Consider the following 14,862-nt stretch of genomic DNA (forward strand, 5'->3'; position numbering starts at 1 on the left):
ATTAGCCATTTCATGTGTGGATTTTTCCTGGTGACATACTGAAAAAACATTCAAATAACTTATAACCCGGTCTGGACTTTATTTTTTGCGATCACTTGAGCATCCACCACCTTTCCTGAGGAGCGATTGCGAACCCGGATAGTCTCAGACATTAAGCCACTTTCCAGCGCAATACCGGCCATGGCAACATACAGGTTGTCCCCTCCAGCCAGTATGGTGACCACTTGTCCTTTCTGAACCAGATAATCAGGAACCAGAGCACTCCCTGCAACCAGGCTACCTATTGCAAGTGAGCGCCTCAGCTGTCGACCGGTTACCAGTTCAGGCTTCTGGAAAAAATCACCTCTTAATTTGTTCCAGGAAACACTTATCAACTGCAAAGCATCCTCAGTGAGGATATCCCCCCGGGATAACGCCTTGCAAACATGGACCGCAGGGACCTGAACGTCCACATCGGCAGTCACATAATGTCGCCATTGCCCGGGGCACTCAACGTTCAGCCTTACCTGGCCAACAGGGGGACGATGATCAGACCGTCTGGAAACCCTCAGAGCCTGCTGACAATGTCCGGGGATCTTTTTTAATGGTCTTACCGTTATCGATTGGCTGGCATCAGGGTAGGCCTGGAGGAAATCGCCAAGAGACTTATCTAAATAGTTGGCAACCCGATCATTAATGGTCTCTTCAATCGACGGCCGGGCTGCGTCAAGAGGCGTGCTGCCAGGCAGCAATGGGGAAAAAAGTAATGAGGCGAAAATACCGGACAGAAGCGGTTTGCTGAATGACATATGCGATCCCTGCTTTTGCTCATTCAGCAATCAGGCTATCACAATCATCTATTGCGGGAAACGTTGCAGGACTTCTTCCAACTCGCGCTTCATCCGAAGGTCTGCTCGTTTTCTGTTCTTGATGTGCTCCTTATGGGAAAGGTGCTCCATGCCGCGAGTTTTTTTCTTCTGCTCTTCAAGACTGGCTTCCAGTTGCTCAAGGCTCTGCTGCTGGGCGGTGAGTTTCTGATCCAGTAATAATAAAACGTCGTTAATTAAAGCGGAGAACTGATTTCGATTCCAGCATGACAAGGCATTAATGGTATGGCCAAAATTCAGGGCGCTGCTGCCTTGAGAGCCAGTGATCAGCTGTTTCTGCCGATCAAGCGCCAATACTTCGGTTTGTGCCACCGCAACCTTTTGTTGCAGCCGCCTGGTTTGGCAATCCATCGCTTTGCAGAGACTCTTAAGCTGCTGCTCATCAGCCATGGGTCAAGACTTCCTTTTTTGCCATCATGCGATTAAGCAGCTGGGTGCTATCTTCCGGGTTCACCTGTTCAAAGCGGCTCTGTTGGAGAAACTGCTCCATGGACGGCCGAAGCTCAATGGCACGATCCAGCTCAAGGTCAGCACCCGCCTGATAGGCACCAATGGCCATAAGCTCCTGAAATTGGTTATACCTGGCATAGTAGCGACGAAAGTGACCGGCGTTTTCCCGGTGACGTTCATCCACCACCTGGGGCATCACCCGGCTTATCGATTTTTCCAGATCAATGGCCGGGTAATGCCCTTTCTCGGCAAGTTCCCGACTCAATACAATATGCCCATCCAGTACCGAACGAGCACTGTCTACTATAGGATCCATAAGATCATCACCATCCGCCAGAACGGTATAGACGGCAGTAATAGTCCCATTGCCTGAGCCTGTGCCAGAACGTTCCAGCAGAACGGGAATTTTACTGAATACCGAAGGAGGAAATCCCCGTGAGGCAGGTGCTTCTCCCATGGCAAGTGCAACCTCACGATGCGCCTGGGCATACCGGGTTAATGAGTCCATCAGCAGTAAGACTGACTTGCCCTGATCCCTGAAATACTCTGCAATGCGATGACAATAGGAGGCTGCACGAATTCTTCTGACCGGAGATTCATCACCCGGTGCAGCGACGACAATGGTTCGGGCCATCCCCTCTGTTCCCAGAGTATTCTCAACAAACTCTTTCACTTCCCTGGAGCGCTCACCAATAAGCCCAACCACCGTTACATCCGCCTGAGTATTCCTGGTCATCATGCCAAGTAATGTACTCTTACCGACACCGCTCCCTGCCAACAGGCCAACTCTCTGCCCCTGACCCAGGGTTAGCAGTCCATCAATAGCCCTGATCCCGACATACTGTGGAGTATCAACCGCTCTTCTGTGCATAGGGTTTATGGGATGAGGCAAAACCGGTATACGCTCGTTGACAACCAGTGGCTGGTTATCCAATGGTTGTCCCATAGCGTCTATTACACGGCCAATAAGTCCACTGTCTATCGGTACACTTTTATTGGTCGCTGCCGGAATAATCAGGTCGCCCGGAGCCAGGCCCTCCTGATGAGTAGACAGTGACATAAGAAAGGACTGTTTTTTATTAAACCCAACCACTTCTGCATCGAACTCCCCACCCGATCGTGAGCGAATGCGACACAACTGGCCAACTGGCAATTTGATACCCGTCGCCTCAAGCAGTAAGCCGTTAATCGATGCGACCCGGCCAGTCACTGTGGCCACGGGGACAGAACGTAAGCGATTGATCAGGGTATCACCCTCCATCGTCAGCCCCGTCATGAAGTGACCGCCTCCAGATTTGCCGGCAGGGATTCCCGAATTATATCCAGACATTGCATCAGCCTGCTCTCCAAACGGGCATCAGCCTCTCCATCACTGGCAACAATACGACAGTCTCCGGGAGTCAACTCCTGGCTTACTGATAGTTGCCATGGAATACCAAAATCAGGTTTCACTTCTCTGAGAAGCTCTGCATCCTGCTCACAAACATGAATCGAGTACTCATCACTTTCGGGTATAAGGTCCAGAGTCTGGCGAATAATCCCGACAATTTGCCCCTGTTGTGTACTGACTTCCGTACGAACTACCTGGCGGCATACTTCTTCCACAACCTGTCCCAGCCAGATCGACAGTTGTTCACGATTTTTCAAGTGTTCCGTCTGAAGTGATGCCAGTTCCTTATGAAGGCTCTCAAACAAGGCTTTATGTTGCTCTGAAGCCTGCTGCACCTGACTGGCTACTTTACCAGAGGCTTCCTCAAATCCCAGGCGCCTGCCTTCCTCATAGCCCCGTTGATAGCTTTGCTTCTCAACCTTTTGCATCTGCGCAGCATGGTTTTCTGCCCGCGCTTTTTCCACAGCGTCAGAGCTTTGCCGGTTATTTGAATTCGGGGCAGTGGGCTCTGGCTTGATGGAGTGAGCCTGGTAACTTTTTTCTTTAAATATGTCTGCTTCGTTTTCAGTGGATGCACCGCCAGTGCGCTCCTGAATAGACTCACGATCATGCACGGGAAACTGAAACCGTTTATAGGCCGCTGTCTCAGGCTGCCAGATCCTGTTTCTGTTTTTCATGGTAGCCTCTTGGCAATTACTCGATCATCTCTTCATCATCATTGAAGCTCAGCTCAATTTCTCCGCTGGCCGCCAGCTGCCGGGCGATGCGCAGAACATCATTCCTTGCACCCTGCACCTGGCTGGCACGGACAGAACCGAGGTTTTCAATATCTTCCAGAAGAAACTTTGCAGTACGTTTGGTCATGGTAGCCAGAATGGCATCCATCACCTCTTGGGCCACGCCTTTGAGCGCCAACGCCAGAATATCCTGACTGACTTCACTGATAATTCTGCGCAATACATCCTCATCCAGACGGACAATATGTTCAAAGACAAACATCTGTTGTTCAATTTTTTCCGCCAGCTTCTTATCCTGCTCTTTAAAGAAGCCCAGGACATTTTTAACGGTAGTTTCACCCATCCGATTCATAATATCGGCAACCTGCCTGAGACCACTGACCGTGGTGTTATGGCTGGTGCCCAGTCGGCCAATATTGTCATCAAACATCCGGTTCAATTCTTGCAAAATGGAAGGATGGAGTTCTTCAAGTCTTGCAACCCTGGATAAGAGGTCTTGATGAGAGGCCACCGGCAATCGCTGCAATACTTCAGCGGCCTGCTCTGGTTCAAGGTAGGTCAGAACAACAGCCTGCAACTGAGGGTGTTCGCCCGCAATCAACTCGGTAATGGTTGCTGAGTCCATTAACTTCATGGTTTCCAGAGAGTTATCCTCATCACCAAAAATGGAGTCCATCACCCCCTTTGCTTCTTTATCTCCCAGGGCCAGCTTCAGTGTCTTATCCAGGTAACCCCGGGATGAACCGGTTAAACCGCTGTCATAACGATAGGTGTGAAAGAAAAGCTCCAGAACTTCCTGCACCTGGTCACGTTTCAGTGGTGCCATGGCGGCCATTGAGGCACTGATCTGGCGAACCTCTCTCTGGCTGAGATGCCCCATTACCTTGGCTGCACCTTTCTCACCCAGGCTCAGCAGTAAAATAGCAATATCTCTGGTCGTCGGCTGTCGTAAAGCCAGTGCAGTCCCATCAGTCATAGCTGCTCATCCATAATTTAATGACCTGGGCAACCCGTTCAGGCTGCTTGGTTGACAGTTTTCTCATATGAGTTATCTGAGTTTCAAAGTCTGCCAGTTCAGGAGGGAGCAAATTGAACGTTTCGTCAAACAGAATCCGACGCTCATTCTCTTCTCCTTCCTGACTGTCCAGTGCACCACCTTCAACCAGTGCCGGTAAAGACTCTTTGGGAGGCTCCAGATTAACGGTCACCTGCTTCATTAATGGACGGATAAGAAACATCAGCACCATGACCGCCAGTAACGTGCCGCTACCATATTTGACGTAATACAACGCCTGAGGTTGCTGCCACCAGACAAGGGGCTCTGGAGCAACACTTGCTACAGGCACAAACGGTGCCGTGTGAATACTGATCTGATCGCCTCTTGCCTGATCCAGACCGGTGGCATCAATGATCAACTGACGGATACTGTCCAGTCTGGCCTGATCCCAACTCACCGTTCCCAGAGCCTGATCGGGCTTCTCATTAAAAACCACCGCGATACTGAGCTTTTCGATCCGTCCCTGCTGATTGGAAACCTGTCGTACCACCTTGTCGACCTCATAATTGCGCACAAACTCAGACTGGGTACTGGTTTCAGTATCATCCTCAGGGTCGGTCTCTTCCGGTGGCTGATTACTCAATGTACCGGGAATACCTCTTGCCTGACCACCGGTATTGATCCGCTCTTTACCCTGTTCACTGCGCAACACTGCGGTACCGGGGTCAAACTGTTCAACGGTCTGAATAACCTTTTCAAAGTCAACGCTAGCCGTTACCTGGGCCCGATAATTTCCCGGGCCTACCAGTGGTTCCAGCAAATGACTGATTCTTTCCTGGTAACGGGATTCCACCTGTTGCTTGAAATCAAACTGCCTTGAGACTTCTCCCAAAGCACTGTCATTAAGCAGAACCTCTGAAGAGAGCAGCTTGCCACTTTGATCAATGACCGACACATCCTCTCTATTCATATTGGCAACACTGGTAGCCACCAGGTTGATAATGCCTTCTATCTGTTCAGAGTTCAGCCGGTAGCCCGCATACAGGCTTACAAAAACAGATGCCGATGGTTTTTCCTGACGCCGGATAAAGCTGCTTCTCTTGGGAATGGCTAAGTGAATCCGTGCGTTTTTGACCGGTTTCAGACTAATAATGGTTTGGGCAAGCTCACCCTCCAGCCCCCTGAGGTATCGAACCCCCTCAACAAACTGGCTGGTGCCAAGTTCCTGTTGATTCAGCGAATCAAGCCCTTCAGGCGATCTTGCCTGAATGCCCGCGACAGAAAGCTTCATTCGGGCTTCACTGAGTCGGCCTGCATCAACCAATACCTGGCCAGACTCCGGGTGAAGCTTATATTCCATACCTTCACGGTCAAGGACTTCAACAATACTGGCAACATCGTATAATTCCTGATTACCGTATAGAGGCTGGTAATCCGCAGACTGAGACCAGAGCCAGAAAACCACCAGCAACGCTATACCTGCAGCCAGCATCACCATCATGATGGCCTGATAACCACGATTATCCTGAATAAATGATTGTGCTTTTTCCAGATATACCTGCCAGGATGCCTTGACCTGCTCTTCCTGACCAGAGGCCTCTGGAGAGCTATCAGCTACCGTCTCTGCCATGGCTTATTCTGCCTTTACCTAAAGATTAAATTTGCATACGCATGATTTCTTCATAGGCTGCTACTGCCTTGTTTCTGACTTGTAACAGTGCCTGAAAAGAGATACTGGCCTTTTGGGTAGAAATCATGGTGCCAAGAAGATCCTGAGACGCACCGGTATCCACCTCATGCATTTTCACAGAGGCGGACTGTTGCAGTTCATTGACTTTATCCATGGCGGTTTTCAATACCCGGGAGAAGTCCGGTAGCTCACTGCCAGAGGCATGCCCTGAAGGTAGCACTGACTGTGTGCGGTCAGTCAGCACAGGGCTGATAACATCAGAGGGTAATCCTTTGATATCCATGTGCATTCCCTTGCCCATTTTGCAATCACAGCTGGAACCAGGCTGAAAGAGCCCACATATAAACTACGATTCCAGAATATTTAGGATATCGACGGAGTATTGACAGAGTTTAGAAAGGTTGTAATCAGGATTTATCGCTTTAACCAAATCTCGACACGCCTGTTTTTATCACGACCAGCTTTTGTCCGGTTATCTGCCACAGGATATCGCTCGCCATGAAAGCGCATTAAGATCTTATCCCCGGGAACACCCATCTGTTTCAGGCTTGCGGCAACAGCCTCGCTTCTTTTTTTAGACAACGCCCGGTTAGCCAGTTCATGGCCATAAGAGTCAGTATGCGCATCAATGGTTACTTGCTGAACAGACGGGTCGGCCATCACATATTCGGCAATATGACTGAGCAATTCACGCTGTCCGGAATCCAGGCGCAGCTTCCCAGAGGAGTAGTAGAAGGTATTATGCTCAGCCTGGTCAAAGCTGAGCAAAAGTAAATCATCCATACAGCGATAAAACTGCTCAGCAACCTGCTGAACCTCCAGCGGAGTAACCTGAATAACAACATCTTTGCTGGCCTCTGTGGTAATCTGTAATTTCAGCTGTTTTCCCTGCTGGAAAGCTTTCATCAGGGCCAATGTATTGAGATGAATGCTAAGCGGGTCACCCTCATAAAGTCGGGTACGGGCAACTACCCGATCATCCGTTATCGCCTGCCAGGGTGACGATGCCAGTGAAACAGTGACTTGCCTGTCATTATCCGAGAATGGGTCAGGGACCATAGAAAGCGTTTCCCTGTCGCCTGCTTCAGCGGTCAAACTGACATCACCCAAACCGGGCACTTGGTTTTTCAGCAAACAGAAAAAGCGGTTACCGGAATGATGCCACCGGGCATCAGAAAGATCATGAGGGTACACATCATCCGCGAGAATAAAAAAAGCCTGAAAGAACAGGCTTAACACAATCCCATGTAAGATATGCTTCATTATTCAGCCATTGAATTCACAGTCAGGCCATTCTGATCATAAGTAGCGGCTGTCTGCCCGGAAAAAGTTAACTCAATGATTTTTCGCGTACTTGCCGACAACCTGGCCAGCAACCGCCCATTAGCACTGTTGATCTGCTGACAACGGTGCGCAGATCCCTCTAATTGGTACCAGTATTTATCCAGTGCCTGACCGTTGACGGTTAACGTATTGGATGATTGCCGATTCACCAGAGAGAAAAAGTGCGACATCCCCTGCTGATCGGGACTGAGTCCAAAAGGCTTGAGATAATGCTCCCGGAGAGCCCCGTTCATTTGGAGCATATTGAGGAGTTGAATCTGATTTTCCAGGGTGTGTTCAAGTGCCGCGATATTACGCTCCAGCATTTTCTGATGTACGGATTCCAGGACTCTTTCCAGCTTCCTGGACAGTGCCAGGGCATCCTGAATATTACCCAGCATTTTCTGACAAAGGTCTTCTAATCCACCATCAACACCTGATGGCTGGAGAGCTGAGGCATCACTCGCGTTTTTTGAATCAGTCGTCATTCTCTGAGTTGAGTTCATCAGAAAGTTCCAGAATTTTGTCAGCAAGCCGCTGATAATCAATGGGAAAGTTGCCCTTTTTAATCGACTCACGAACACTTTTGACTCTGGCTGCATTGACATCTTCCAGGTCAGCCAGTTGCTGAAAAAGTTCATCAATTTGCTGGGCCGAGGCGCTTACATTTAAATGGTCTTCGGCTACCCGGGGAGAACGGTCTACAGCGGCACTTTTTTCTACACGAACCTTTGAACTATTGACTGCTCCCGCCTTTTTTCCACCTGGGCCTTTTATGCTGGACATAACTACACTCTTCCGAAAACGTTCTGTACAAACATCGGCAAGAGTATTCAAAATCTTAAATTACCAGAGATTATGACCTCTGGATTAAATCCGGTTTACCGAAGGCTATCAGGTTAAGTAGTTGAATAGAGATAGCTGCTTGATACTGGCATAAACCTGCTGGCTGGCAGAAAGAATCAACTGCTGCTGATTTAACCGGGTCGTCGCTTCAACCATATCAATATCTTCAAGGTTTGATTTCAACTGTTCGGCAAAAAGGCGAATATCAGCGTGACTTTCTGAAATTCGATCCAACAGGTTCAGATCACTGCCGCTGCGGGTTTGTGCAGTACCAATACGCTCCATGGTTGCATCAACCCGGGTAATGGTATCTGCAAGAACCGTTGATAGATTGACTGGATTATTCAGCTCAGACACTGCAGTCGTTAACGCATCAAAAATACTGTCCAGGGGAGGTGTAGCAGAGTTATCAAAGAATAGTTCGTTGCCGGGCTGGGTAATCTGAACCTGTGCAGAGCCACTGATGGCCACCTGACGGAACTGGTTGTTGCCGTTGTAGGCATAATCTCCAACGGATTGGACCACCGGTTGCTGGTTTGTGGTCGTACCAGAAAACAGATACTGACCATCTGCCGTCTGATAATTGGCAAGGCTAAGCAGCGATTCATTCAAAGAGCTTAACTCTGTTGCCAGTGACTTAAGGTCAGCACCGCTCTGTGTACCATTGGCAGCTTGTAACAGGAGATCCCTTGCTCTTAGCAGTAAATCATTCATGCTGCTGTAAAGCGCATCCTGCTGCTGCAGCCAGCCAGTAGCGGAGCTGATATTATTTTCAAACTGACCGATGGCTGTCAGTTCATTATTCAGTTGCAAGACCTTTACGGTATCAATGGCATCATCTGAAGGCTGAAGAATTCGTTTGCCTGTTGACAGCTGATCTGAAGTTTTTGCCAGGTCCGCCATAGTATGCTGCATGACCTGCAGCATCACTCTGTTATAGTTACCGGTACTTATCCTCATGGTTCCTTCTCCCTGGAACGGTTTTCTCCAGTCTGTGTTTTTAATAGTCAGAACATAGCCAGCAAAGCATCAAAGGTGGTGCGAGCCACCGAAATCACTCTGGCATTAGCGCTGTAAAGCTGCTGGAAGCGAAGAATACTGGCTGCTTCTTCATCCAGATTAACACCACTGTAGGTACTGACAGCCGCTTCCGCCTGACTTAACAGGGCCTGCCCACCATCAGCCTCTGTTTTCATTCGAGCGGTTTGCACAGCGATATCGCCCACAAATCCTGAATAGGCAGTCATCAATGTGCTCTGGCCATTATTGAGCACCCCTTTGGACTGAATGGCCACCAGTTCCAGCAGGTTACTGTTATCCCCCACGCCACTGCCAGGAGCAGAAAATGCCAGGGCAGCAGGGTCCGTCAGGGCAGTCTGGATCTCTCTGGCACCGAAGCGTACCGGTGATAAACGATAAAGCTGGTCTGTTGCGGTACCGTCCACACGGATTTCAACACCATCAAAAGCAATAATATCAGTGCCTGAGCCAGTCAAGACACCAGCAGCAACCTGAGCACCGTCAGACCTGCGCACCAGGTTGTAATTACCGGAATTATCTACCCGGAAATCATATTCACTGGCCTGTAACTGACTGGTATTAACAATCGTTAATGAAGAAACCGCGGTCGATGACATATCCAACGCCATCACAGCACCAACCGGTGTCGTCAGGTCATTGAATAATGCTGCTCCTGAATTGCCATTCAAGTCTTCTCCAACCTGTAACTGGTCATTAATTTCACTGGTAATCATGACTGCCAGACGTCCCAGCTCATTGCGGGCCTGAACAAGCTCTTCCGACTGGTAAGTCATCAGGCCTCCTATGACACCTCCGGGATCACCCGTAATCGGAATTTCAGAATTGCCGGTATTGAGCTGTAATTGAAATCCATTGGCTGCATCTACCTGACCATTGGCGCTAAGTGCATTGAATTGATTACCCAGAATAAGAGGCTGGCCAGATTTCATATACAGACTGTATGAGCCATCCGACTGCTCCAGTACATTAACCGATACCAACTCAGACAGGTCGCGAATGGCCTGGTCTCTCTGATCCAGTATTTCATTAGCAGGCTGGTTACCTGTGGACAAAGAACGCAGCTGATCATTAAATGCCGCAATGTTAGCCAGCAAACCATTGGCCTGATCCGCTGCCGCATTCAGTTGCTGGCCGACCATGGTCGCCTGCCCCTGTAACTGGGCATAAAGGGTGTTAAAGCGTTCAGCAAGCCCGACACTCTCGGCTATTACCACCTGTCGTGCACTTAAAGCATAAGGGTCAACAGAACTGCCATTCAGTGCTGAAAAAAATTGCTCAAAACCTTTCGATAACGACGTATTCTCATTGCCCAGCCATTGATCAAGATCGTTCAGGTACTGAGCATGGATATTACTTTCACTGGCAAGGGACTGACTCTCCCACATCTGGGCAGTCAGAAAACTGCTGGTGATACGATTAACTGCACTGGTACTCACTCCCGTACCCAGAGCGCCGGTTCCGGGGTATAACGTATAGGTAGGGCTGTACTGAACCGTCTGTCGGCTATATCCTTCAGTCTCGGCATTAGCGATATTATTACTGGCAACATTCAGTGCTTTCTGACTGGCCAGTAATCCTGAGGTCGCAATTTGAGTCAAACTCATGGTGGCTTCCGGAATTTTGTCTTCTGCTCTGGGAGGCTGTCGACCATTGAAAGCAGGGTCTTGAGTACCTTTACCTTCTCAAGGCTCTCAATCACCCAGCTGCCTGATCAAGGCCTGGGCAATACCAAGCCCGCCGCTTGCACTCAAATGTTCTGCTAACTGAGAATCAAACATGGAGTGGAAGAACTGAGTGTCTTTACTCATCATGGGCAGCTCACTGCCTGACATCATGGCTTCATTCGCTTTACGCATACTTTTCAGCAATTCATTGACAAACAAGGATTCAAACGCCCTGGCTGCAGACTCGATATCCTCAACCTTTTCAGCTGGCGAATTGGCAGATACAGACATATCAAACGTTGGATTAATACCTGAGAGCATTTGAGTTCCTTCTCTAATATTGAAAGCAGCCGGTAAGGCTTAAATCACCACCAACTCTGCTTCCAGAGCGCCCGCCGCCTTTAAAGCCTCCAGAATGGACATCAGGTCTGTTGGTGTCGCGCCAACCCCATTAATTGCCGATACCACTTCTGATAACGACACGCCTTCTGGTACGAGGTAGATTGCCGATGCTTCTTCCTCAAGAGAAACATCACTGTTTAGAATGACTTCGGTGGAACCACCATCAGCGAACGCTCCGGGCTGACTGGCGGTTGCCGTCTGCCTGACACGAACCACCAGATTGCCATGACTTACCGCAGCTGGTCGGACCCGAACGTTTTCACCCATCACCACGGTTCCTGTCCGTGAGTTAAACACGATCCGGGCGGCCGGGCTGGCAGACTCCACATTGATCTGTTCCAGCATGGACATAAAAGCAACTCGCTGGCTGCTGTCCACAGGGGCGGATACTTTTATCGATACGCCATTGGTGGCGGCAGCGACACCTGGCCCGAAAAAATTATTGATGGCTTTGACAATACGTCGTGCCGACGTGAATCCGGGCTCCTTCAGGTTAAGCACCAGATGCTTACCATAATTAAAGGGTGTCTGAACCGCTTTTTCGATTAATGCCCCTCCGGGGATACGTCCGGCATTGGTGCTGTTGATTTGAATTTTACTCCCTGCACCGGGATTATCTGCACGCCCTGACAAACCTTCGGCAGACACACCCCCGACAATCAGGCTGCCCTGGGCAATGGCATAAATCTGGTTATCAGCGCCTTTCAGCGGGGTAAATAGTAAGGTTCCCCCTCTGAGACTCTTGGCATCGCCAATGGATGAGACAGTCACATCCAGCTTCTGCCCCGGACGGGAAAAGGCTGGCAACGTTGCGTGCACCGTCACCGCAGCCACATTTTTTGAATTAACATCCACGGTAGAGATCGTCAGTCCAAACTCCCTGAGCATATTCACCAGGGATTGTTTGGTAAAAGCTGACTTATCCCCGGTGCCGTCAAGACCCACCACCAGGCCATAGCCGATCAGCTGATTACTCCGGACACCTTCAACATCAACCATATCCAGAAGCCGACGACCATGGGCTGATGGAGAAGTCCCCATAACCGTGATAGTCAGGCATAGAAAAAAGAAGACGCTGCTCAAATAGTAATGACGTTTGTTCCCTGTCATACCGCCTCCCTGAAATGGCAGCCCTTAAAACGGAAAGAAAGGACTGTTCAACATTTTTGTGAACCATCCTGGCTCATGGGCATTGGCATTATCGCCTAAAGCAATGTAGTCCACTCTGGCCTCCGCTATACGTTCAGAAGAGACTTTGTTATCCGTGCTGATATCTTCCGGACGGACCAGTCCACTGATTCGTATCTGCTCCCGGCCTGAATTAATCGTCAGCCACTTATTTCCTTCGATACGCAAGGTGCCATTGTGCAGCACTTCAACCACTTTAACGGCCACACTGCCTTCCAGGCGGTTATTTCTACTGGAGCTCGTGGTACCACCATACTCTCTTGTTGGTTGAATATCCGAAGCCAATGACCAGCCACTGCCAAGAATGGAGGCACTGCTTCGTCCAAGCAATGTTGGGTCAGGAATGGAAATCGTCGTACTTTTATTGGTGCTGCTTCCGCCCCCCATACTGATATTGGTGGTTCCTTCCAGCTCAATGGTCAGAATATCGCCAAGACGATAGGCTCTTCGGTCAGAAACCATAAGGCTGCTGTAACGGGCATTGAACAGACTGCCAGTGGGTGGAATTTCAGGTTGAGGTACCGCTTCCCTGGTAGCCGTCGTGTTTTCCTTTGGAATGTGCCTGCTTCCCGCCGTATTTTCCGGACTGATGGGTGGTTTTACAGGCTGAAGCTGGCAGCCAGCCAGAATCAGAGACAGTAACAGCAGCCACCCTTTCATATAAAGACTCCTTCCTCTATTTACAGCGCCTTGCAAGCCAGATCAGAGTGTCTGATTAACAAACTGCATCATTTCATCGGCCGCAGCGATGACTTTTGAGTTCATCTCATATGCCCGTTGCACTGAAATCATATTCACCAGCTCTTCTACGGTACTGACATTGGACGTTTCCAGGGTAAATTGCTTTAACAAACCCAGGCCTTCCTGGCCAGGCAGTGCCTCTATGGGGTCACCGCTGGCGGTAGTCTGCTGATAAAGGTTGCCACCCTGTGCCAGCAGCCCTGCCGGGTTAACAAAGTTAACCAACGTTATCTGGCCTACTTCCAGGGGATCTATCACGCCCTGTTGTTTCACCATCACAATGCCGTCATCACTGATGGTGATGCCAGTAGCATCGGCAGGAATGGTGATACCCGGCTCCAGGGGCAAGCCATTACCATTAACGATCTGACCATCGGCATCGATCTGAAACTGGCCATTCCTTGAGTAAACAGGAGTTCCATCCGGCTGCACAAATTGAAAGAAGCCATTGCCCACAATGGCCAGATCCAGCGCCTGGCTGGTTGTCTCATAATTGCCCGGGGTAAATACTTTCTGAGTTCCGGTCATTTTGACGCCAGTGCCAACCTGCAGACCGGAAGGTAACTCATTATCCTGATCATTCAGCGCTCCCGGCTGGCGCTGAATATGATAAAAAAGATCCTCAAAAGTCGCTCTGTCCCTTTTAAACCCGACAGTATTCACATTGGCCAGGTTATTGGAAATGATCGACATCTGCTTTTCCTGGGCTGCCAGCCCGGTTTTACTGACCCATAACGATGGATTCATTTCGGATCTCCCTATCCAGTCCTTTATGTATCAGACGACTATTGATCTCTAACCAAACGATCGCCTGAGGAGGCCATATCACCAGCAGCCTTCATGATTTTCATCTGCGCTTCAAACTGGCGGCTCAATGACAGAAACGACACCATTTCATTGAGCGCATTAACATTACTCGATTCCAGATAACCTGTTCTGAGGCGAACCTCGGGGTCGGCATCCAGTTCATCCCCCGCAGTGGCAACAAACAACCCATCGGCAGACTTTTGCAATTCGTCCGGCTCCGGGTTAACCAGCTTCAGCCGACCTACCTGAACCGGTTCATTGGCTTCTCCGGGCGGAATTATCGTTATTGTGCCGTCTATACCAATGTCGATAGATTGAAACTCCGGCAGCTGTATGGCACCCGCTTCACCCACCACCGGCAACCCTCCGGCAATGACCAGCTGTCCATCCGGAGTAACCTGAAGCTGCCCTGAACGGGTATAGGCCTCAGTACCTGCTGCGGTTTCGACACTTAGCCAGCCATCCCCGTTAATGGCGACATCCAGATTCCTGCCGGTGGTTTGCATAATGCCTGCATCAAAACTGCTGCCAAGACCACGGGCAACAGGCATTACCCGGCTACCAAGGCCATCGCCCTGAAGCTCAACAGCCAGACTGCTAACGAAGTCACGCCGGAAACCGGGTGTACTGCTATTGGCGAGATTATTGGCATGAACCTGCTGGGCCCGCATGGCCAGGTTTGCCCCGGCCGAGCTGATATAAAGCACCTTATCCATAGGT

17 protein-coding genes are annotated in these 14,862 nt (G+C 49.8%); all 17 read right to left on the reverse strand.

Annotation, left to right across the window (positions count from 1 at the left end; genetic code table 11):
* Positions 1-59: 59 nt before the first annotated feature.
* The gene (flgA, locus tag J7438_RS14200; protein WP_209277062.1) at positions 60-788 is read right to left on the reverse strand and encodes a flagellar basal body P-ring formation chaperone FlgA; all 729 of its coding nucleotides are present in this window, start codon (positions 786-788) and stop codon (positions 60-62) included.
* Positions 789-836: 48 nt separating this feature from the next.
* Entirely contained in the window at positions 837-1,256 is a 420-nt protein-coding gene (locus J7438_RS14205; protein ID WP_209200802.1) for a hypothetical protein, read from the reverse strand.
* A complete protein-coding gene (locus tag J7438_RS14210) occupies positions 1,249-2,592 on the reverse strand; it encodes a FliI/YscN family ATPase (RefSeq protein WP_209277064.1) in 1,344 nt (447 codons plus the stop codon). The genes J7438_RS14205 and J7438_RS14210 overlap by 8 nt, the downstream gene beginning before the upstream one ends.
* Entirely contained in the window at positions 2,589-3,383 is a 795-nt protein-coding gene (locus J7438_RS14215; protein WP_209277065.1) for a FliH/SctL family protein, read from the reverse strand. Before J7438_RS14215 ends, J7438_RS14210 begins: the two co-directional genes overlap by 4 nt.
* Before the next feature lie 16 nt (positions 3,384-3,399).
* Positions 3,400-4,419: a flagellar motor switch protein FliG gene (fliG, locus tag J7438_RS14220; RefSeq protein ID WP_209277066.1), complete on the reverse strand. Its 1,020-nt coding sequence runs from the start codon at positions 4,417-4,419 to the stop codon at positions 3,400-3,402.
* Positions 4,412-6,070: a flagellar basal-body MS-ring/collar protein FliF gene (gene fliF, locus J7438_RS14225; RefSeq protein ID WP_209277067.1), complete on the reverse strand. Its 1,659-nt coding sequence runs from the start codon at positions 6,068-6,070 to the stop codon at positions 4,412-4,414. Before fliF ends, fliG begins: the two co-directional genes overlap by 8 nt.
* A 25-nt stretch (positions 6,071-6,095) precedes the next feature.
* Complete coding sequence (gene fliE, locus J7438_RS14230; protein ID WP_209200797.1) at positions 6,096-6,413, reverse strand: flagellar hook-basal body complex protein FliE; 318 nt, start codon at positions 6,411-6,413, stop codon at positions 6,096-6,098.
* A gap of 131 nt (positions 6,414-6,544) precedes the next feature.
* Entirely contained in the window at positions 6,545-7,393 is an 849-nt protein-coding gene (locus J7438_RS14235) for a MotY family protein (RefSeq protein WP_209277068.1), read from the reverse strand.
* Positions 7,393-7,941, reverse strand: coding sequence for a flagellar protein FlgN (gene flgN, locus J7438_RS14240; protein ID WP_209277069.1), 549 nt, complete (start codon positions 7,939-7,941; stop codon positions 7,393-7,395). Before flgN ends, J7438_RS14235 begins: the two co-directional genes overlap by 1 nt.
* Positions 7,931-8,239 carry a flagellar biosynthesis anti-sigma factor FlgM gene (gene flgM / locus J7438_RS14245; RefSeq protein WP_209200794.1) on the reverse strand — a complete coding sequence of 103 codons (309 nt, stop codon included), beginning with the start codon at positions 8,237-8,239 and terminating at the stop codon, positions 7,931-7,933. Before flgM ends, flgN begins: the two co-directional genes overlap by 11 nt.
* 108 nt (positions 8,240-8,347) lie before the next feature.
* Positions 8,348-9,259, reverse strand: coding sequence for a flagellar hook-associated protein FlgL (gene flgL, locus J7438_RS14250; RefSeq protein ID WP_209277070.1), 912 nt, complete (start codon positions 9,257-9,259; stop codon positions 8,348-8,350).
* Positions 9,260-9,306: 47 nt separating this feature from the next.
* The gene (gene flgK / locus J7438_RS14255) at positions 9,307-10,944 is read right to left on the reverse strand and encodes a flagellar hook-associated protein FlgK (protein ID WP_209200792.1); all 1,638 of its coding nucleotides are present in this window, start codon (positions 10,942-10,944) and stop codon (positions 9,307-9,309) included.
* An 87-nt stretch (positions 10,945-11,031) separates the two neighbouring features.
* Positions 11,032-11,325 carry a rod-binding protein gene (locus J7438_RS14260; RefSeq protein ID WP_209277071.1) on the reverse strand — a complete coding sequence of 98 codons (294 nt, stop codon included), beginning with the start codon at positions 11,323-11,325 and terminating at the stop codon, positions 11,032-11,034.
* A gap of 39 nt (positions 11,326-11,364) precedes the next feature.
* On the reverse strand, positions 11,365-12,516 hold the full coding sequence (locus J7438_RS14265; protein WP_209200791.1) for a flagellar basal body P-ring protein FlgI: 1,152 nt from the start codon (positions 12,514-12,516) through the stop codon (positions 11,365-11,367).
* 24 nt (positions 12,517-12,540) lie between these two features.
* Positions 12,541-13,254, reverse strand: a complete 714-nt coding sequence (locus tag J7438_RS14270; RefSeq protein ID WP_209277072.1) for a flagellar basal body L-ring protein FlgH — start codon at positions 13,252-13,254, stop codon at positions 12,541-12,543.
* A gap of 42 nt (positions 13,255-13,296) precedes the next feature.
* Positions 13,297-14,082: a flagellar basal-body rod protein FlgG gene (gene flgG, locus J7438_RS14275; protein ID WP_101746810.1), complete on the reverse strand. Its 786-nt coding sequence runs from the start codon at positions 14,080-14,082 to the stop codon at positions 13,297-13,299.
* A 38-nt stretch (positions 14,083-14,120) separates the two neighbouring features.
* A complete protein-coding gene (locus J7438_RS14280; RefSeq protein WP_209200789.1) occupies positions 14,121-14,858 on the reverse strand; it encodes a flagellar basal body rod protein FlgF in 738 nt (245 codons plus the stop codon).
* Positions 14,859-14,862 lie beyond the last annotated feature (4 nt).

The sequence above is a fragment of the Thalassotalea sp. G20_0 genome (assembly GCF_017744175.1).
GTDB lineage: Bacteria > Pseudomonadota > Gammaproteobacteria > Pseudomonadales > Endozoicomonadaceae > Endozoicomonas.